This is a genomic window from Glutamicibacter sp. BS14, from assembly GCF_056934375.1.
The window spans coordinates 194,602-212,998 of the sequence record NZ_CM167801.1 but is presented as its reverse complement, the minus strand read 5'-3'; the positions used below and the strand labels follow the sequence as shown (position 1 = coordinate 212,998).

18 protein-coding genes and 1 tRNA gene are annotated in these 18,397 nt (G+C 59.1%); 7 read left to right on the top strand and 12 right to left on the bottom strand.

Annotated elements, in window-relative coordinates; translation table 11 throughout:
• Window positions 1–38: 38 nt before the first annotated feature.
• Complete coding sequence (locus AC1Z36_RS01020) at window positions 39–1,580, bottom strand: HNH endonuclease signature motif containing protein (protein WP_332503485.1); 1,542 nt, start codon at window positions 1,578–1,580, stop codon at window positions 39–41.
• 188 nt (window positions 1,581–1,768) lie between these two features.
• Here AC1Z36_RS01020 and AC1Z36_RS01015 point away from each other — a divergent pair.
• Both AC1Z36_RS01015 and AC1Z36_RS01010 read left to right on the top strand, forming a co-directional pair.
• Window positions 1,769–1,853: transfer RNA gene (locus AC1Z36_RS01015), tRNA-Ser, on the top strand.
• Window positions 1,854–1,986: 133 nt separating this feature from the next.
• Window positions 1,987–2,352, top strand: a complete 366-nt coding sequence (locus AC1Z36_RS01010) for a VOC family protein (protein WP_332503487.1) — start codon at window positions 1,987–1,989, stop codon at window positions 2,350–2,352.
• A gap of 106 nt (window positions 2,353–2,458) precedes the next feature.
• Here the strand turns inward: AC1Z36_RS01010 and AC1Z36_RS01005 are convergent, their stop codons facing one another.
• Window positions 2,459–3,499: an isopenicillin N synthase family dioxygenase gene (locus tag AC1Z36_RS01005; RefSeq protein WP_105659189.1), complete on the bottom strand. Its 1,041-nt coding sequence runs from the start codon at window positions 3,497–3,499 to the stop codon at window positions 2,459–2,461.
• A gap of 273 nt (window positions 3,500–3,772) precedes the next feature.
• On the opposite strand from AC1Z36_RS01005, the gene AC1Z36_RS01000 reads away from it, so the two are divergent.
• Together AC1Z36_RS01000 and AC1Z36_RS00995 are read left to right on the top strand one after the other, a co-directional pair.
• The gene (locus AC1Z36_RS01000; RefSeq protein WP_105659188.1) at window positions 3,773–4,075 is read left to right on the top strand and encodes a type II toxin-antitoxin system VapB family antitoxin; all 303 of its coding nucleotides are present in this window, start codon (window positions 3,773–3,775) and stop codon (window positions 4,073–4,075) included.
• A 78-nt stretch (window positions 4,076–4,153) separates the two neighbouring features.
• The gene (locus AC1Z36_RS00995; protein ID WP_105659187.1) at window positions 4,154–4,777 is read left to right on the top strand and encodes a LytR C-terminal domain-containing protein; all 624 of its coding nucleotides are present in this window, start codon (window positions 4,154–4,156) and stop codon (window positions 4,775–4,777) included.
• A 4-nt stretch (window positions 4,778–4,781) separates the two neighbouring features.
• Here AC1Z36_RS00995 and AC1Z36_RS00990 read toward each other — a convergent pair whose 3' ends face one another.
• Window positions 4,782–5,471: a DsbA family oxidoreductase gene (locus AC1Z36_RS00990; RefSeq protein WP_332503489.1), complete on the bottom strand. Its 690-nt coding sequence runs from the start codon at window positions 5,469–5,471 to the stop codon at window positions 4,782–4,784.
• A gap of 122 nt (window positions 5,472–5,593) precedes the next feature.
• Here AC1Z36_RS00990 and AC1Z36_RS00985 point away from each other — a divergent pair, with 122 nt between their 5' ends.
• Complete coding sequence (locus AC1Z36_RS00985; protein ID WP_181149078.1) at window positions 5,594–6,316, top strand: YoaK family protein; 723 nt, start codon at window positions 5,594–5,596, stop codon at window positions 6,314–6,316.
• A 108-nt stretch (window positions 6,317–6,424) separates the two neighbouring features.
• Here the strand turns inward: AC1Z36_RS00985 and AC1Z36_RS00980 are convergent, their stop codons facing one another.
• Window positions 6,425–7,831, bottom strand: coding sequence for an amino acid permease (locus tag AC1Z36_RS00980; RefSeq protein ID WP_105659184.1), 1,407 nt, complete (start codon window positions 7,829–7,831; stop codon window positions 6,425–6,427).
• A 186-nt stretch (window positions 7,832–8,017) separates the two neighbouring features.
• Between AC1Z36_RS00980 and AC1Z36_RS00975 the strand changes: the two genes are divergently transcribed.
• Window positions 8,018–8,584, top strand: a complete 567-nt coding sequence (locus AC1Z36_RS00975) for a histidine phosphatase family protein (RefSeq protein WP_105659183.1) — start codon at window positions 8,018–8,020, stop codon at window positions 8,582–8,584.
• Between the two features lie 6 nt (window positions 8,585–8,590).
• Here AC1Z36_RS00975 and AC1Z36_RS00970 read toward each other — a convergent pair whose 3' ends face one another.
• From AC1Z36_RS00970 to AC1Z36_RS00950, 5 genes are all read right to left on the bottom strand, one after another.
• On the bottom strand, window positions 8,591–9,655 hold the full coding sequence (locus AC1Z36_RS00970; protein ID WP_332487375.1) for an alpha/beta hydrolase: 1,065 nt from the start codon (window positions 9,653–9,655) through the stop codon (window positions 8,591–8,593).
• Between the two features lie 131 nt (window positions 9,656–9,786).
• The gene (gene aceB, locus AC1Z36_RS00965) at window positions 9,787–11,424 is read right to left on the bottom strand and encodes a malate synthase A (RefSeq protein WP_332498606.1); all 1,638 of its coding nucleotides are present in this window, start codon (window positions 11,422–11,424) and stop codon (window positions 9,787–9,789) included.
• An 81-nt stretch (window positions 11,425–11,505) separates the two neighbouring features.
• Complete coding sequence (gene aceA, locus AC1Z36_RS00960; protein ID WP_332498605.1) at window positions 11,506–12,819, bottom strand: isocitrate lyase; 1,314 nt, start codon at window positions 12,817–12,819, stop codon at window positions 11,506–11,508.
• 527 nt (window positions 12,820–13,346) lie between these two features.
• A complete protein-coding gene (locus AC1Z36_RS00955; protein ID WP_483561570.1) occupies window positions 13,347–13,949 on the bottom strand; it encodes a HutD family protein in 603 nt (200 codons plus the stop codon).
• Between the two features lie 9 nt (window positions 13,950–13,958).
• The gene (locus AC1Z36_RS00950) at window positions 13,959–14,579 is read right to left on the bottom strand and encodes a nucleoside/nucleotide kinase family protein (RefSeq protein ID WP_332498602.1); all 621 of its coding nucleotides are present in this window, start codon (window positions 14,577–14,579) and stop codon (window positions 13,959–13,961) included.
• Window positions 14,580–14,789: 210 nt separating this feature from the next.
• Between AC1Z36_RS00950 and AC1Z36_RS00945 the strand changes: the two genes are divergently transcribed.
• A complete protein-coding gene (locus AC1Z36_RS00945) occupies window positions 14,790–16,280 on the top strand; it encodes a helix-turn-helix transcriptional regulator (protein ID WP_105658616.1) in 1,491 nt (496 codons plus the stop codon).
• Window positions 16,281–16,290: 10 nt separating this feature from the next.
• Here AC1Z36_RS00945 and AC1Z36_RS00940 read toward each other — a convergent pair whose 3' ends face one another.
• The 3 genes from AC1Z36_RS00940 to AC1Z36_RS00930 all read right to left on the bottom strand — a co-directional run bounded on the left by AC1Z36_RS00940 (window position 16,291) and on the right by AC1Z36_RS00930 (window position 18,395).
• Window positions 16,291–16,953, bottom strand: a complete 663-nt coding sequence (locus tag AC1Z36_RS00940; RefSeq protein WP_332487381.1) for an alpha/beta hydrolase family protein — start codon at window positions 16,951–16,953, stop codon at window positions 16,291–16,293.
• 53 nt (window positions 16,954–17,006) lie between these two features.
• Window positions 17,007–17,726, bottom strand: coding sequence for a hypothetical protein (locus tag AC1Z36_RS00935; RefSeq protein ID WP_332498600.1), 720 nt, complete (start codon window positions 17,724–17,726; stop codon window positions 17,007–17,009).
• Between the two features lie 252 nt (window positions 17,727–17,978).
• The gene (locus AC1Z36_RS00930; RefSeq protein WP_483561569.1) at window positions 17,979–18,395 is read right to left on the bottom strand and encodes a GNAT family N-acetyltransferase; all 417 of its coding nucleotides are present in this window, start codon (window positions 18,393–18,395) and stop codon (window positions 17,979–17,981) included.
• Between the last annotated feature and the right edge of the window lie 2 nt (window positions 18,396–18,397).

The window sequence follows — 18,397 nt, the reverse complement described above, 5'->3', positions numbered from 1 at the left end:
CATGGCTCAGAGAGCTTGACCAAAAATGCTGTTCGTCCTCAGCCGGTCGCTTCTTCAGGCGGTTCTAGCCACCCAAGTACGCGTCGAACGCGGTCATTGAGCTGGACGGTAGGCAACATGGGCGTCTGCTCCTTCTCGAAGTCGAAGTTCTGGACGCTGGTGACGCTGCCGGGAAGCTCAACACAGATCATGCCGTTGGGGGAGCGCCAGTTCACTGAACCGTCCGGAAGATAGGTGGCTTGCCATCCCAGCACGTGCTTGAACATCTGATGCCGCTTGCACAATAAATGCGTATTGCTGCGCGTGGTGTGCCCGCCCTTTGCCCATGCATCGATGTGGTCAATCTCGGATGCTTCGGCGGGCCGATTGCACCCGGGGAAGCGGCAGACGATATCCCGATTTCGCAGCAGATCACGCAGCGCCTTGGACGGACGGTACTTTTCGCGGCCCACGTCTATAGCTGCCCCTGACCAAGGATCGGTGAGCACCTTGATGAAAGACGGGGCGTCTTTTGCGATTAGCAGCGCTGTCCCTACTGGGATCGGCCCGTAGCCCTCAAGGTCAGCTAGTGCGCGTTTAGGGTTGGCCAGCATTTCCAGCGCAGGAATCGTGACAGCTACACGAGCTTTGAGCGGGGTCCCTTCGGTTGCGGGCCAACCATCGAGCAACGCATCGCAAACAATGTCCAGCCGTCGTTGCTGTTCGGTCCGATTATCAGCTGGATCAACATTTCGTACGGCATGCCAATTGACCGTATTGATAATGCCCAACGCCTTTTCCACCGGCAGATGCAGCTGAATCACGCTCATTCCATTGGCCTCGTGCCAATAGGTGATCTTGCGGTCCTCCGCACCTTTCTTGTGGCGTTCTTCAATGGGCTTTGGATGCAATCGCTCACGCATTTTCCTGGCACGTAGGGCTATCGCGGAGTCAGCGGCCTGCCGCGCTATCGGCAGCAAGGTTCGTTGCATTAGTGCCACGTCCTCGGGTGCCAGATCCTGAGAGTGCTTGACGATCTCCTGCGCGGATCTGGTCGTGATCTCACCGACGCTCAGGGCGTCCAAAGTGTCTGCGCAAAGATGGCGCAGTCCTTCGGCGAAGAACAACTTGTCCTGGACTTTCTTTTCCGAGGAGCGCATTGCCACCGATGCCTCGGCAACAAAGGAAGAACGGATCAGCGACTCGTCGGAGCGATTGACACCGTAGAAGTAGGCAGAATGAGTTTCAGCTGTTTCTTCCGTTGTGCCAGGGTCATCCAGCAGCGGCTCTTGGGTTCCGTGGCTGATTGTCTCGGCGACCGAATATTCGTAGCTATCGGCCAACACCGCTGCCTCGGCAGCATCCAGCATGCTGTGCAGCCGGGCAATGGTCTTCAGCCGCTCCAGGCCCTGGGCGGATGCAGTGACCGGCGACTGGTCATAAAGGTTTATGGCGGTAGCGGCGATCTGGGTAAAGAGATTGTCTTTGTCCAGGTTCGCGGCCCAAAGACCATCGATTCCGGGGATGCCCCTTGTTCCGGGCGGGCTGATGGGCAGTCGGCGAGGGTCGTCTTGGCTGTGAAATACCTCTCTTTTACTCATGTTTACAGTATTGATCTGTTCAAACGGCAGCCTTTGAAGAAAAGATCGGGATGGTGAAAAGGTGCAAAATTACCGAATTTCAGGGGTTTGGCGCCTCAAGAATGAGCTGGGAAGCAACGTGGAAACGTCCGATTCGTGATTGAGCGAGAATTTAGATATGCTGGATCCTGCTCCACGGAGCAAACTGAGGAGGATTCGCCTAGCGGCCTATGGCGCACGCCTGGAACGCGTGTTGGGTTAACGCCCTCAGGGGTTCAAATCCCCTATCCTCCGCCGAATTTAATGTCCCGGCTCATCGTGAAAACGCTGAGCCGGGACATTATTTTTTTGCGCTTACCGGCATTGCAAGAACCTGGCGGGTAGTATCCGTGGCAACTGTTCAGCAATCTTTCGGCAAGGTAAGACTATGGCAAGTGTATTGAGCGAAATCGCCGTCGACTGCGCGAACCCGATGCTGGTGGCGAGGTTCTGGTGCGAAGCGCTGAACTATGACGTATTGGAAGAAGAAGTCGGCTTGGTCAGTATTGGGTCCAAATCCCAAGGCCAGGGCGGGCTGAAATTGACGTTCGCGCAAGTGCCCGAAACCAAGAGCATCAAGAATCGCCTCCATCTGGACCTGCGTCCTCAAAACGCCCAGCAGCAAGAAGAAGCTGATCGCCTGATCTCTTTGGGGGCCAGCTACGCCGATGTGGGCCAGCGGGAGGACGAGAGCTGGATCGTGATGGCTGATCCTGAAGGCAACGAATTCTGCGTGCTTTCCGGCGTCGAATAAGCGAGGCGCTTTAAATGCCTATTGGCGCCGGGCCGGTAATCTCTCACCAGCTCGACGCCAACAGGTTTTGCGTGTGCAGCTCCTGATCCCTGCAGAAGCTCACGGCCTAGGCGCTTTTGCGCCCCTTGGCCAGCTCTGGGTAGTGGATGGCCGCGGTCTGCGGGTGGGCTCGCAGCCATCCCTTGAGCACGTTGGCGCCGTAGGAAGCCAGCATTGGGTTTTCCGGATCATCGGAGACGCCGCGAGCTTCGGCAGCCAGCTCGGCTGGCAGTTCGACCTTGTCGATCACTGCATCCAGTCGAGGGGAGTAGAAGAACGGCACCGAGTAGCGGTCAACGCCAGCTGGTGGCGCAATGACGCGGTGGATGGTGGCCATCAGGTAGCCGTTGGTCGCGACTTCGAGCATCTCCCCGAGGTTCACTACCAATGCACCCGGGGTCGGCGGCACCTCGATCCACTCTTCCTGGCCGTAGGGTTGCACCTGCAGCCCTCCAACCTGGTCCTGCAGCAGCAGGGTGACGAAGCCGTAGTCGGCGTGCAGGCCAACGCCCTGGTTGCCCGACTCTGGTACGACGTCGCCCGAAACGTAGTGCACCAACTTGCCCATCCATGACGGGGTGTTGGCGAATGGCTCGTCGAAGTGGCCTTCGGGCAAGCCCAGCCCCACAGCGATGGCCGAAAGCAGCTCGTGGCCGGTTTTGTTCATCAGCTCGGCCCACGCCATGGCGCGCTCTTCGAGCTGGGGGAAATCGGCAGGGAACTGGTTCGGGCCCTGCAGGTTCAAGTACGGCTTGTCCTCGGGAACGACCGCCAACGTCTCGCGTTCCGGTCCGTAGTCGATCTGTTCGCGGGCATCGGCGCGGCCGCGGGTGATTTCGGTGCCCATCCGGGTGTAGCCGCGGAACTGGGCGCTATTGCGGTTATCGAGCTTGATTTTCTGCTCAACGGGCTTCTGGAAGAATTCTGCGATGGTGTCGAGCAGTTCCTGGTCCTGCCCGGCATATGCGCTGTATCCGACGATCTGGAAGAAGCCGACGCGGTGTGCGGCGTCGCGAATCGCGGCAACGAAATCCTTGTTGAAGGAGCCGTCAGCATTGCGTGCGGTAGAAATATCGAGCAGTGGGATCTCGGTGACTACGTTGTTCATAAACCCAGAGTGCACCTTATGACGCGATTGTTACCAGCTAAAGTTACGCCCGGTTCCTCCAAGTTTCCCTTGGCGTAACAATCCTTGCTTTTTCGCATTGCGTGTCTGATTATTCGCATTCGCGTGTAGCATTCGCCCGGCAACTGCGCGGCGAGTCCGGCTGCCACCCGGCTCAATCGGCGCCGTCTCGGGAAGTGGCCTTCCTGCGGCCTGCCAACTAGCGCCTGATCTGTAGGTCTGTGGGTCTGGAGAGTTTGTCCGTATGCTTGAATAGTGATTTTTCGAGCGGTAGGTGAAGGCCGTCCATACCCGGACCACGGCTATTCTTCGGCGCGTGATTGGAGCGGACTTCCCCCGCAGCAAGTGAAACTAGCTGACTTGGTCACCACCAAAGCCACCTTGGATCTTGAAACATTGCTCTCTGAAGATTCCACCTTCTATGGCGACTTGTTCCCGCATGTAGTGCGCTATCGGGGCGTGTTGTATCTGGAGGATGGGATGCACCGCGCGCTGCGCTCGGCGCTTCATCATCGCTCGGTAATACACGCACGCATATTGGATCTGGACGCTAGTTAGATAAGCTAGCGCCACGAGGATGACGATGACGTCGCCTTCAGGCCAGCAGCTGCCGAAGGCTGACCAGAGCAAGGTGGAATGATGCGTGATCGCGATGACCCGGGGCAATGGCACGGTGCGCATATTGTCGACGAGCAAGAATTAAGTTTCAGCTCGGACGGCCAGGCTAAGCGGCGTGCCCGCAAACGCCAGAACATTGTTTTCTCCGTGATGGCCCTGCTGGTGATCGCGGTTTTGGCCGGCGCCGTACTCGTTTTCAATGGAACGCTGAAGTTGGGTGGCGAGCCTGCCGCCGTTGCGAGCCCGAAGCCAAGCGAGACGAAAATCGAAAACCCCAAGTGCCCGGCCATCGATTTCAAGTACCAAAAACCTTCAGATGTCGAAATACGCGTGCTGAACACGACCGATATTTCGGGTCTTGCGGGTGACACTGCCGAGGCACTGGAAAAGCGCGGCTTCAAGATTTCGTCGCTGACTTCCGGGTGGAAGTCGCTCTCAGAAACCGCTGGCGCGGTCATTGCCGGGCCTGATGGCTATGCCCAGGCTTTCACCGTGCAGCGCCAGATCCCCGGCATCGTTTTCATCTACGACGAAAAGAAGTGGGGCAGCCGGGTGGACCTGGCGCTGGGGGAGAAGTTCGACGGCCTGGAAAAAGAACGCAAGCTCGATACTTCTGAAGGCAAGCTGGTCTGCAGCAAATAGCTGGCTACGGGGTCTGCACATCTCCGGAATGCACTTGGGCCAGCGCATTTGCGAAGACCTCGGCTGGCTGGGCGCCGGAAATGCCGTACTTTCCATCAATGATGAAGAAAGGAACACCGCTGATGCCCAGCTCGCGTGCCTGGACGATATCTGCGTTGACTTCCTCAACGTAGGATCCGGACGAGAGCTTCGCACGCAGTTCCCCGGTATCCAGCCCCAGCGTTCCGGCCAGTTCGAGCAGCGTTTCTAGGTCTCCGGTGTTCAGGCCCTTCTCGAAGTGGGCAGAAAGCAGCGCTTCCTTCATCTCGTTTCCGGCACCATGCTTCTTGGCGTATTCCAGTACGCGTAGTGCAGTGAAGGAATTAGCGACCTTCAAGTTGGCGAAGTCGTAGTTCAATCCTTCGGCGGCAGCCTGGGTGGTGACATGGTCAAGCATTTGGGCGACCTGTTCCTGGCCCAGCCCCTTCATCTGGGAGAGGTATTCGGCCTCGCTGCCGTCATAGTTCTCAGGCAGGCTCGGGTCCAGCTGGTACGAGTGCCAGTAGACATCCACGTTCTGGGAGTATTCGAACGCCTCGACACCCCGCTCAAAGCGGCGCTTGCCGATGAAGCACCAAGGGCAGGCAATATCGGAGAAGATATCCACGCGGATGCGCTTGTCTTCCGGGGACTGGACAGCCGTATTTTCGCTCATGCTTGAGGTAACAACTTTTGCTCACCGGGCATTCCTTATTCGCAGCTGCTGATTTCGGGGGAGATAATGGCAGGGCTCCTACGGAAACCGGATGGTGCTGATGGCGAGAGAAAGCAGGGCAAGTGGCAAAGAACCTTCGATGGCGCGGAATCCTCTTCGCCGGAACGATTACGGCGATGGCAGGCTTTGTTGATGGCGTCGGATTCGTGCACTTCGGCGGCTACTTCCTCTCCTTCATGTCGGGAAACTCCACGCGTTCCTCCGTGGCGCTGATGACAGGGGACCTTGCCGGATGGGCGATGGCGATGTCCTTGGTGGGCTGCTTTGTCGCAGGTGTCATCCTCGCAACGCTGGTTACCTTCCGGCTCGATAGGCTGCGCCGGCCAGTGGCCATGTATTCCAGTGCGGCACTGCTGCTCGCTGCGGCCATCTCCGGGAATTTCTTGCCGCAGCTGACGGCTCTGCTGCTGGCCGCCGCGATGGGCGTGGTCAATGTTTCCTACACTCGTTCGGGAGAGGTTTCCCTGGGCCTGACGTATATGACCGGCACGTTGGTCAAGCTCGGGCAGGCACTCGGTGGAGCAATCATCGGGTTGGCCACCGGGTCGGACCGAGGCGGCTACCGGATGCTATGGATGCGCTACGCAGTGCTTTGGCTGATGATCACCATGGGTTCCCTGGGTGGCGTCTTGGCCTACCTGCGGCTGGGGCTCGGCAGCTTGTGGATCGTCGCAGGCGGCATGCTCGCGTGGGCCAGCCTGGCGTTGTTCCAGGAGCTGCGCACACCCCATGGCCTGGAGTCGCCCTCGGAGCCTCAGGCCGGAACCTCCACCGGGATCAAGTAGAAAGACATAAAAAATATGCCTGGCTTCGCTTTATGCGAAACCAGGCATATTTTATTGCGCGGTGGCTAACTCAGCAAGGAGTCGCTGTCCTGTTTTATTGTGCGGTGGCTAACTCAGCAAGGAGTCGCTGTCCTGCTTGATTGGCGCCGCTGGGCGTACCAGCAGCTTGAAGAGCACGGCCAGAAGCACGAGCCATGCGATTCCGGTGTACAGGGCTACACGCGTCGTCGGGCTCAGGGCCAAGAGCACGACAACGAAGACCATGAAGGCCAAGGCGATCCATACGGCAACGGTGCCGCCGGGCACAGCGTATTCGCGGGCAACGGCCGGTCCGCGGCCCGCCGCGGCTTCCTTGCGTCGCATGGCCAGGTACGAAGTCAGAATCATGATCCACACCCAGACGGTGGCGAAGGTAGCGATGGAAGCGATGATGGTGAACAGCGACTCCGGGAGCAGGGCGTTGAGCACCACGCCGACCAGCAACACAATGGCCATGATGACCACGGTCATCCACGGCACGCCGTTACGCGAGATGCGGCCAAAGGACTTCGGAGCATGGCCGATCTCGGACATGGCGTAGAGCATGCGGCCAGCCCCAAAAGTATCGGCGTTGATCGCCGAAACGGCTGCGGTGATCACCACGGCGTTGAGCACGTGGGCGGCGGCCGGGATGCCCAGGCCGTCGAAAATCTGCACGAATGGCGAAGCTGAGCCGTCGATCTGGCGCCAGTCAAAGAGCATCATGACTACGGCCAGCGAAGCTACGTAGAAGAGCAGGATGCGCCATGGCACGGTATTGATGGCGGCTGGAACCGACTTGGCAGGATCAGCTGCTTCACCAGCGGTGATGCCGATGGTTTCGATGCCGCCGAAGGCGAACATCACGACGGAGAACGAGAGCAGCAGGCCCACGAAGCCGTTGGGGAACAGGGTGCCAGCGCTCATCAGGGTAGCGATGCCGGTTGCGGTTTCGGTCTCAGGGGCGTTGAAGCCGAAGATGATCAGGGCGGCGCCGCCAATGATCATGGCGATAATTGCGGTCACCTTGATGATAGCCAGCCAGAATTCGGTTTCACCGAAGACCTTGACCTTCATCAGGTTGATCGAAGCGATCAGCAGGACGACCGCCAGCACCCAGATCCACTGCGCCACCTGCGGGAACCAGAAGCCCATGTAGATGCCGAACGCGGTCACATCGGCGATCGCGACAATGGCCATTTCAAAGGCAAAAGTCCAGCCGGTGACGAAGCCGGCGAAGCGGCCCAGGTAGCGCGAAGCGTAGTGAGCGAAGGATCCGGAAACCGGATGCTTGACAGCCATCTCGCCCATGGCACGCATGACGATGAAGACGGCAGCGCCGCCAATCATGTATGCGAAGAGGACGGCAGGGCCAGCAGCCTGGATAGCAGAAGAGGAGCCGTAGAAAAGGCCCGTTCCGATAGCTGAGCCGAGGGCCATGAAGCGGATGTGGCGGGCCGTCAGCCCGCGGGCGAGAGACGCCTTTATTTCGTTCACGATAGTAATGCTCGGATCCTATAAGGGGTGCGTTCGATGGGGACGGGCCCGCGCCAAAGGCAGGGCACAGCCGTGAAAATCCTATGCGCTCCAGGCAGCCATGACGCGCTTAAGTGTTGCAGATCCATCGTGAGCTTGGCCACCAGCGGTTGCTGTTGGCCACCTGCCGGGTGGGAGAATGGGCATATGAAACTAGGATTCGTCCGCCACGGACAGACGCAATGGAACCTCGAAGGCCGCTTGCAGGGTTCCAGCGACATCCCCCTGAACGACACCGGGCGAGCCCAAGCCCGCGAGGCTGTCTCGGTGCTGGACGGCGGCCAATGGGACGCTATCGTTTCCTCGCCGCTCTCTCGTGCACGCGAGACGGCACAGATCATCGCCGACGGTCTGGGACTGGAACTGGGTCCTAGCTACGACCTGCTGATCGAGCGCGACTACGCCCAGGGCGAGGGCATGGTTGAGGCCGAAGCGCTGGCGCTATGGCCGGACAAGAACGGTGGCGGAATTGAACCACTGGAATCTGTAGTTGACCGTGGCCTGCGCGCAATCAACCAGATTGCAGCAGACTACCCGGGCAAGAATGTCGCGGTAATCTGCCACGGCACCATTATCCGCTACACGCTCTCGCACTTCGCCGGCTACAAGCTGGACACCATCCGCAATGGCTCGGTTGCCATCATCGGCAATGAGCCCGGCGATTGGCAGCTGGAACTGGTCAATGACCAGGTGCCCAGCAAGGTCGCGGGCTAGGCCGCACTAGATGCCGGAAGGAACAATCCGGCGGATGCTGGAGGCCACCAGCGAATCACGCTGCCGGTTCTTGACGACCGCAAGCCATGAGCCCAACGCCATGTAGGCCTTGGAGCGGATCTTTGGCGAGGAGAGGAACACGTCGTGCAGCGCGCCGGGCAGGCGCACCAAATGCAGTTCCCGGCCTAGGTCGATGCTGCGCTGGGCGACGACCTGCACGTTCAAGGCCACGTCGGCGCGGGTGGCGGTGTCGTGCCAGCGTGGCAGCAAATAGTCTTCCGCCGAAAGCATCACCAGGGTGGGCATCTGGAGATCCAGCCCCTTCTTCACCTTGGCTTGCGCATTGAAGACTGCAGAGATGAAACCCGCGGTGAGCTTGAAGCCGTTGACCGGGCGCCAACCCAGATCGTAATCCCATTCGCCGGAAAACTGGCTGGAGACCGTGCGGGTGTAGAACCCTGGATCCACCGTCGGCAAGAAGCGGTGGGGGTTGCGGCTGCTGGCCGCCTGGACGATCCTCGCCAAGGCGGTGCGCCCGATCTCGCTGGCCTGGAATTCCAGCCACGGGCTGTTCAGCGCCAGCGCATCAACTTTCTGCGGGTTGGCTGCCGCATACAGAGAAGCGCTGAGCCCGCCAGTGGAGTGGGCGAGCAGGACAAAGCGGGTGCCCGGATGCGCGCTGGAAATGATGCGGTGGGCCGCGTCGAATTCCTCGAAGTACTCCTCCAGATCGGTGGTGAAGCCCGGGCTTCTGTGCTCGGCGATTTTGGTGGCCTGGTCTACCGGCAAGTTCCGTCCATAATGGCGCAGGTCCAGTGCGTAGAAATCCGCTCCGGCTTCACTGAGGAACTCGGCGAGCTCTTTTTGGAAGAAGTAGTCCGACCAGCCATGCACATAAAGCACCGCGATCCCGCGCAATGGCGGCGGCAGGCGCAGCGTTCTGCGCGGACGGTGCCTGATCAACGTCGCGGTGGAACCGTCCGACATCGGCAGCGGCCGTTGCGAGAAATCCTCGCCCAGCAGATCGGGCTGCCACAGGTCCTCGGCCGGGTTCTTGAACTGGAAAGCCATGGCTACAGCCTAGCCACCGCACACGCAAAACGGCATCCACCCGCTGGACTGGTTACCAACGGATGAATGCCGCTTTGCGTGGCCGACGTTCAGGGACGACTGTTTTCTATCGGCCGGGTCTCGGGTACTGCCTAACCTGCCATTTCCAGGGTGCGGGCTGGCGCATCCAGGTAGCGCAGGTAGGCGTTCTTGGTCAGGAAGGTCGGGAAGTCATCGCGCAGGGCGCAAGCTTCGAAGATTTCCACGGCTTCCTCGAAGCGATCACCCTCGAAGCGCTCCAACCCCTCCATGGTCTCCTCGGCCAGTTCCTGGACCCAGCGACGGGTGATGATCTCGCCCTCATCGGTGATCGCCGACTGGTGGATCCACTGCCACAGCTGCGAACGGGAGATCTCGGCGGTAGCAGCATCTTCCATCAGGTTGCGCAGCGCCACAGCACCGTTGCCGCGCAGCCAGGACTCGATGTAGCGGATGCCGATCTCGATGTTGTCGCGGATGCCGCGTTCGGTGATCTTGCCGGTGACACTCTCGATGTTCAGCAGGGCCGGGCCGGAAACCTCGACATCTTCGCGGGTGCGCTGCAACTGGTTGGGGTTCTCGCCGAGCACCTCGTCGTACACCTCCCGGGCAACCGAAACCAGGTCGGGATGGGCAACCCAGGAGCCGTCGAAGCCATCAGCTGCTTCGCGGGCCTTGTCCTCGCGGACCTTGCCGAAGGCCAGCTCGTTGATCGAGGCGTCCTTGCGGTTGGGAACGAATGCGCTCATCCCGCCGATGGCCGAAGCCCCGCGGCGGTGGCAGGCACGCACCAGCTGCTCGGTGTAGGCCCGCATGAACGGGGCGGTCATGGTCACGGTGTCGCGATCCGGGAAGACGAAGCGCGGTCCGCGGGAACGGAAGTTCTTGATAATCGAGAAGATGTAATCCCAGCGGCCAGCATTGAGCCCCGAGGAATGCTCGCGCAGCTCGTAGAGGATCTCTTCCATCTCGAATGCGGCGGTGATGGTCTCGATCAGCACGGTGGCACGGATAGTGCCGCGCTCGATATCCATCAGATCCTGGGCCATGTTGAACACGTCGTTCCACAACCGTGCTTCCAGATGGTTCTCCAGCTTCGGCAGGTAGTAGTACGGGCCGCGTCCGGCTGCCAGCAGGCGCTTGGCGTTGTGGAAGAAGTGCAGTCCGAAGTCCACCAGCGCACCGGACATCGGGGTGCCGGCAACCAGCAGGTGCTTCTCCGGCAGGTGCCAGCCGCGGGGACGAACCACGATGGTTGGCAGCTGCTGCAGATCGTAGCTGTTCAGCTTGTACTCGCGGCCATCCGGCGCGGTGAAGTCCAGGTCCTGATCCAGCACCCGGATCAGGTTGACCTGGTTCTTGATGACGTTCTGCCAGGTTGGCGAGGAAGCATCCTCCATGTCGGCCAGCCAGACCTTGGCCCCGGAATTCAGCGCATTGATAGCCATCTTGCGTTCGATCGGGCCAGTGATTTCCACCCGGCGATCTTCCAGCCCCGGAGCGATCGGGGCGACCTGCCATGAATCGTCTTCGCGAATAGCGCGGGTCTCGTCCAGGAACTTCGGATCGCGGCCATTGGCAATGCGCGCCCGGTTGACCTGGCGGCGCTGCATCAACTCGGCACGGCGCGGTTCGAATGCGGTGTGCAGGGCCGAAAGGAAGTCCAGGGCCTCGCTGGTCAGGATCTGCTCCTGGTAGCGAACGGGGATAGCGGTAATGGTGATGTTGTTCAGGGTGATGGGGGAGTTCATGGCAGCGTCCTTAAAAATCTTGGAAATGGTGCTGGTGCTAGCCGGCGCCTTTGCCGGCTAGCACCATCGACCCATCAGGGTCTAATGGAATTGGCCTTCTTCGGTGGATCCCACCAAGGCCAGGGTTGAGGCGTTAGGGTTCAGCGCCGTGGAGATCGCATCGAAGTAGCCGGTGCCGACTTCGCGCTGGTGCCTGGTGGCGGTGTAGCCGGCGGCCTCGGAAGCGAATTCGCGTTCCTGCAATTCGACGTAGGCGCTCATGCCGTCCTTCGCGTAGCCGGAGGCCAGGTCGAACATCGAGTGGTTCAATGCGTGGAATCCGGCCAGGGTGATGAACTGGAAGCTGAAGCCCATGGCGCCTAGTTCGCGCTGGAACTTCGCGATGGTCGCATCGTCCAGGTGCTTCTTCCAGTTGAACGACGGCGAGCAGTTGTAGGAAAGCATCTGGTCCGGGAAGTCCTTTTTGACCGCTTCGGCGAACTTGCGGGCCAGCTCCAGGTCAGGGGTGCCGGTTTCCATCCAGATCAGGTCCGAGTACGGTGCGTAGGCCTTGGCCCGGGCGATGCATGGCTCGATACCGTTGGTGACCTTGTAGAAGCCTTCCGGGGTGCGCTCGCCGGTGATGAACTGCTGATCGCGTTCATCGACATCCGAGGTGATCAGCGTTGCCGCTTCAGCGTCGGTGCGGGCGATAACTACGGAAGGGGTGCCAGCCACGTCGGCGGCCAGGCGGGCCGCGTTCAGGGTGCGGATGTGCTGCTGGGTCGGGATCAGCACCTTGCCGCCGAGGTGGCCGCACTTCTTTTCGCTGGCCAGCTGGTCTTCCCAGTGGACGCCCGATGCGCCAGCGGTGATCATGGACTTCATCAGTTCGTAGGCGTTCAGCGGGCCGCCGAAGCCGGCTTCTGCATCAGCGACGATGGGGACCATCCAGTCTTCGACGGTCTGGATGCCTTCGGAGAACTCGATCTGGTCTGCACGCTGCAATGCGTTGTTGATGCGGCGCACGACCTGGGGAACCGAATTGGCCGGGTACAGCGACTGGTCCGGGTAGGTCTGGCCTGAAAAGTTGGCATCTGCTGCTACCTGCCAGCCCGAAAGATAGATGGCTCGAAGGCCGGCCTTGACTTGCTGCACTGCCTGGTTGCCGGTCAGTGCGCCCAACGCGTTGGTGTAGCCGCCGGTGGGGGTTTCCTCGGTGAGCTGCTTCCACAGCTTCTCGGATCCGCGTTTGGCCAAGGTGTGCTCTTCCTGGACCCGGCCCTGGAGCTTCACGACGTCGGCAGCGCTGTAGTCGCGGGTTACGCCGTTCCAGCGGGGGTTGTTTTCCCAGTCGCTCTCGATGGCTGCGATGCGGTTGTCGATCGAGGTTTCGTTGGTGTTTTCAGTAGTCATTGCTTCGGCTCCTTCGCACAAGCTGCGGGTTCATGTCGATCGGAAGGTGATCTTGTGAACTTCTTCGTGACAACTACTTTTCCGCAGGTGCGAGGGCTTCAACAGAGGTTTTTTGAATTAAGATTTTCACTTCTTCACAAAAATGGAAATTTATCGCTTCTTGCGCTGAATCTGAGTCAAGGCATGGAAATTTGCCGATATTGAATCAATCCCTAGCGAAGAAGAGTGAAATTTAACAGCAAGCCTGGATAAGGGCGAAGCCAAAGCAGACCGATTCCGGGGTCTGCGAGAATCGGCGAATCACTGATGATCTGGGATTTTATGGAAACCGCAGGTGCTGATTCGCCATGGAGGGCATTATGCAGCAGGCCAAAAAACGTGAAGTATCAGAGTCTGGACTGGTAGCTGGCTTTTGCCAGATGGGGGCCTGGACTTGTCGCTATGGCCGATATTCTTGGCCGGCAGTGCAGTTTCTGAGTGCGAAGATTTATGGATCTTGCGACCATGGCTGATTGAGCCGGAACGGGCTAGGGCTGGTCGAAAGAAACCACAGCCATGAAACCGCGGCCGGAGATGCGTGGGTTACCGGCGTCAGAGCCAACGACGGTGTCACGCAGGTTCAGCGACTTTTCGCTGTCGCCGAGCAAGAGCTTGGCGGAGCCCTGGACCAAAAGGCCCAGTTGCCCATCAAAGAGGTACTGCTCGCGCTTTTTGGACAGCTCGACAATGCGAACGGTGGCTCGTACCTGCTCTGGAACGGCGGCCACGTGCACGATGAGCAGTTCTTCGGCGGGCTGGCTCGCCTGGACAGGATTTTCCGTTTCGAATTTCAACGGGCGCAGCGGTTCCAATCCGTGCTCTTGCCCGTCTACATCCAGTTGCACGAAATCGCCGGCGATCAACGTGAAGACTTGAGCCAAAGGCGACGGAGTAAAGGCTGCAGATTTCTCGATAGAGCGAATCGACAGTTGCCAGGTTGCTTCCCGCAGTTCGCTGGACCGCAACGTTCCGTCCTGCGCCAGAATGCCGCTCGCAATGAGCCGGACCTGCCCCAGCTCCCATTGCTTCTTGGTGCTTTGCGCCAATTCGAGAATGGAACCCGGTGCAAAAGATGCTTGTGCTTCGCTCATGGGACGAGTCTACTTGCCGATGACCAAGCGAAGTTGTTCGACCAGCTGGGATGTGGGCAGCGAGGCATCAAGGGTGATCCAACCGTGCACTTGCGCAAGGCGCAGATACTCATTTCGACTTTCGCTGAGATACTCCATGCTTTCGTCGTCTTTGCCGCGGGAATTGATCCGCTCAAAGGCAAGGATGGGGTCGATGTCGAGCAGGACAATTCTCGCGTGCTCGGTACTTTTCGCCGCAAGCCAGGGGAGGAGCAGTCCCGGAGGATGGCCGCGTAAGCGCCGCAGCACTAATTGGCAATACAGGTGCCGGTCCATCACGCTGAGTCCGGGAGAGCGGGCCGCGAAAAGCATATTGCGGGCAACATTGAAGCTGCGAATGGAAGTTTCGAAGAAATCCTGGGTGAAAGTCGGGAACGTGATTCCCAGGGTGCGAGAGAATTTGGTAAGCCAGCTCCGCGCGGCGACGTTTGCGAGCCTACGAGCCTGAATGCGATCGTTGCGCAGCTGCTGTACTAAAGCTTCAATAGTGGTGCTTTTGCCTGCGCCATCGGTGCCGACGATGACCAAAGTCCGGGGTGGATCGTGGGCATGGCGCGGGGCCGGTAGGGGGCGGGTGGAGACTGCGTGCATGGTGCTCCTTGCGGGATCTCTTTGTAGTTTCAACGTTTGCGCTTCGCTGAAGATTCCGCAGAAAGGCTGTGCATTTGTTGAGAGTAGCTCGCCGGGGAAGTAAGGAAAGAACCGTGAATATTTGCTTCCGCGTCACTGCTGGGCGATTGAATTACGGGTTGAATCCGGAAGATCTAGAAATTTTCACGATCCTTGGCATAACCTTGTCATGTGACTGCAACCACATGGAATCGCTCAGTGAACTCAGCCGGCAATGGCGCTGGCAGCGAAGATACAGAACTCGACGCCATTGCTCTCGGCCGCAGAATCCGCTTTCTGCGCAAGGGCAAGCAACTGACCTTGGATGATGTCTCGGCGCTCGTTGACACCGCGCCGAGCCAGTTGTCGCTGATTGAAAACGGCAAGCGCGAACCGAAGCTATCGCTGCTTAAGTCCCTGGCTGGAGCCATGGGGGTTGGCGTCGACGATCTGCTGGGCACCGAACCGCCATCGCGCCGTGCTGCTTTGGAGATCGAATTGGAACGTGCCCAACGCGGTCCACTGTACGAGTCCTTGGGATTGCCTACCGTTCGTGTTGGCACGCGTCTGCCCATGGACGTCCTGGAATCCCTGGTGGGACTGCAGCATGAATTGGAACGCCGCCTGAACGAGCAGGCCGCGACCCCTGAAGAAGCCCGTCGGGCCAATACCGCGTTGCGCCATGAGATGCGCCAACGCAACAACTACTACAAGGATATCGAGCAGGAAGCCGCCAAAGTCCTCTCTGCAGTTGGCCACGATTCAGGGCCGCTCTCGCATCATCGTGCAGCAGATATCGCCGAGCATCTGGGATTCAGCCTGCGCTTTGTTGGCAATCTTCCGCATTCCACGCGTTCGGTGACTGACCAGAAGAACAAGCGTATCTATCTGACGCAGGCGAACCGCTCGGAACATGATCCTCGTTCGGTGTTGCTGCAGGCGCTAGGGCATCACGTATTGGGTCATAGGACTCCAACCGATTATTTCGATTTCCTCTCGCAGAGGGTCGCGACCAACTACTTTGCCGCGGCGTTGATGATGCCGGAAAAGTCCACGGTGGACTACTTGCGGCGAGCTAAGAACAACCGTGAGTTGGCCATCGAGGATCTGCGCGATGCTTTCGCCGTGTCCTATGAGTCCGCAGCCCACCGGTTCACCAACCTTGCCACCGAGCATCTGGGGATGACCTGCCACTTCCAGAAGGTCCACGAATCGGGCATCTTGCACAAGGCTTATGAGAATGACCGAGTGAACTTTCCAGCCGATCACACCGGTGCCATTGAAGGACAAACCATTTGCCGGTATTGGACAAGTCGCGTGGTCTTCGAGCAGATGGATAAGTTCCGTTCCTTCGAGCAGTACACCGATACCGTCAATGGGACCTTCTGGTGCACGGCGCGCACCGAGCGCCATTCCTCGGGACTGTATTCCTTGTCCATTGGCGTGCCTTTTGAGCATGTGAAGTGGTTCCGCGGGCGGGATACCAAGGAGCGCTGCCAATCCACCTGCCCGGACGAGAACTGCTGCCGCCGTCCACCTGCTGACCTATCCAGCCAGTGGTTCGGCAATGCGTGGCCGGCTACGCGCGCCAATACCCACTTGCTGGCGGCCATGCCAACCGGAGCCTTTCCCGGAGTAGATGAAACCGAGGTCTACCGATTCCTGGAAAAGCAGGTGGACTAGGACCGTTGGACTATGCGATGTGCTTGGAGATGAAGGCAAGAGCAGTTTTCGCCAGCCACGCGCCATCCTGGGCAACGGTGCGGCCGGAGCGGGCTACCTTGAAGGAATGGTTGCCACCTTCGAACCAGGAAAGTTCGCTGTGCTCGTTCAGCTTGCTGGCGACTTCTTCCATCTTTTCGGGGTTGGCAAAGGGATCTCGGGTGCCTTCGAGGAAAAGCATCGGCACCGCAATCGGGTAGAGATGCTCATCGCGTAGCTTCTCTTCCTTCTTAGGCGCGTGCAACGGGTACCCCAGGAAGATCAACCCTGCCGAGGGCATGCCCTCGGCAACTGACAGGGAAGCGATGCGCCCGCCAAAGGACTTTCCTGCCGTGAAGATTGGCAGGCCTTCAGCCAAGTGTTCTTCAACCCAACGGCGGACCTGGTGCCACACTGCGACCGCAGCTGGCGCTTTGTCGGGAAACTTCTTTCCAGCATCCATGTAGGGGAAATTAAAACGCAGGACGCTGGCACCCAGATTCGCAGCGGCTAGCGCAAAGCCGGCCATGAAGTCATGATCCTTTCCAGCACCTGAACCGTGTGCGAGCACGATGACGGCCTTCGCCGCCTTTGCTCGGTCCCAGAGCGCGCTGAGTTCCAGGTCTTCGTATGGAATGGAGAGTTCTTGGGTCATAGGTACCACCCTAGGGGCTGAGGGCCCATCAACTGATCATGAAAGGAAATGAACTACATTTCCCAGTCCTTGCGGAGTGCCGTATCGGTGTCATCGCCATTTCTGGCCAGTACCGTCAGCTTTTCAACTTTTTCGCCGGTTGCCGCACGCTCGTTGATCTTGAGCATCATATTTCCCGAGACGAAGATCGATGCGGGCACGTCGTATTCGCCGTCGATCCATGGACCGTCTGCGAGGGTGACGACGAGTTCGCCAAGCGCAGGCGACTCGACTTTCTCAACGTAGGCGTGGGGGTCAGCGGGCAGGCATGTGCGGTAGATTTCCAGCTCAGTGATTTCAGCGCCGCATAGGGATTTGTAGGTATCGTTCATGGCGGACAGCCACTGCGTGTACTTTTCCGAGGCCCAGGCTTTGCGGTCCTCGGGATCGGCACCAGTACGAGCCCGGGTGAAAGTTCCTGAGTTATTGCCGTCTTCAGTAGCGAAGGTGACAGATTCCAATTCCGGCGAGGCCTCGCCTACGCTTTCGAACATGATTCGGCCCATCATGCGCAGCTCATCCTCGTTGGTTTCGTAGCTTTCCCGCATCTGGGTTCCAAACTTCATGCTGTTATCCAAGAAGATATTGATGGCACCAGGTGCTGGAGATTCCCAAGAAGTCATTAGGTTGTAGGGATACAAGAAGCCTTTGGTGGACTTGATGCCAGAGTTTTCTTTCCACATCTCAATTTTGGAATCTGCCCAGGCCTGTCCCGAATTGGCGTTGGCGTCCAACTCCGCGGGTCCAGGCTCGGGGGCGGTTTCACCGGGTTCACCGGTTTCGGCCGCGGGCTGTGCCGCCGGAGTGGAGCCAGCGACGGAAGCCGCCGTCGAATCGGCTGGCGCTGCTTGTTCGGGAGCTGCATTGCACCCTGCTAGAAGCAAAGCCAACGATGACAGGGCAATGACCGAACGGGTGCGCAAGAATAACTCCTCATTATCGATGAATGGTCAGTCTATACAGGCCAGGCAGCGAAGGGAGAGCTGTTACGAGAATTTGGCAAAGGTCCGGATCGCACCGGGACGGAAATCCGACGCTTCCGTGAGCCCCATGGATTCGTAGAAGGCACGTTGCCAGGGTTCATCATCGGTGATCAGGACCAGCTGACGCACATGCTCATATTTCACTAGTACGGCAGAGAACAAAGCACGGCCTACGCCGGTGCGATGCGTAGATGGACGCACCAGGATGTCCTGGACGTAGCAGATGGTGGCATTATCCGAGACCACGCGCACAAGGCCGATTAACTGGTGGTCTACGTCGTAGGCGTAGATTACGCATGCTGAATTCTTCAGGCCTTCGAATAGTACGTCTGGGTTGTCTGTATAGGCGCTCCAGCCCACCGCGTTGTAGAGCGAGAGTATTTGTTCCTCGGAAGGCACCTTAGTGGTGGAGAGTTCCATCG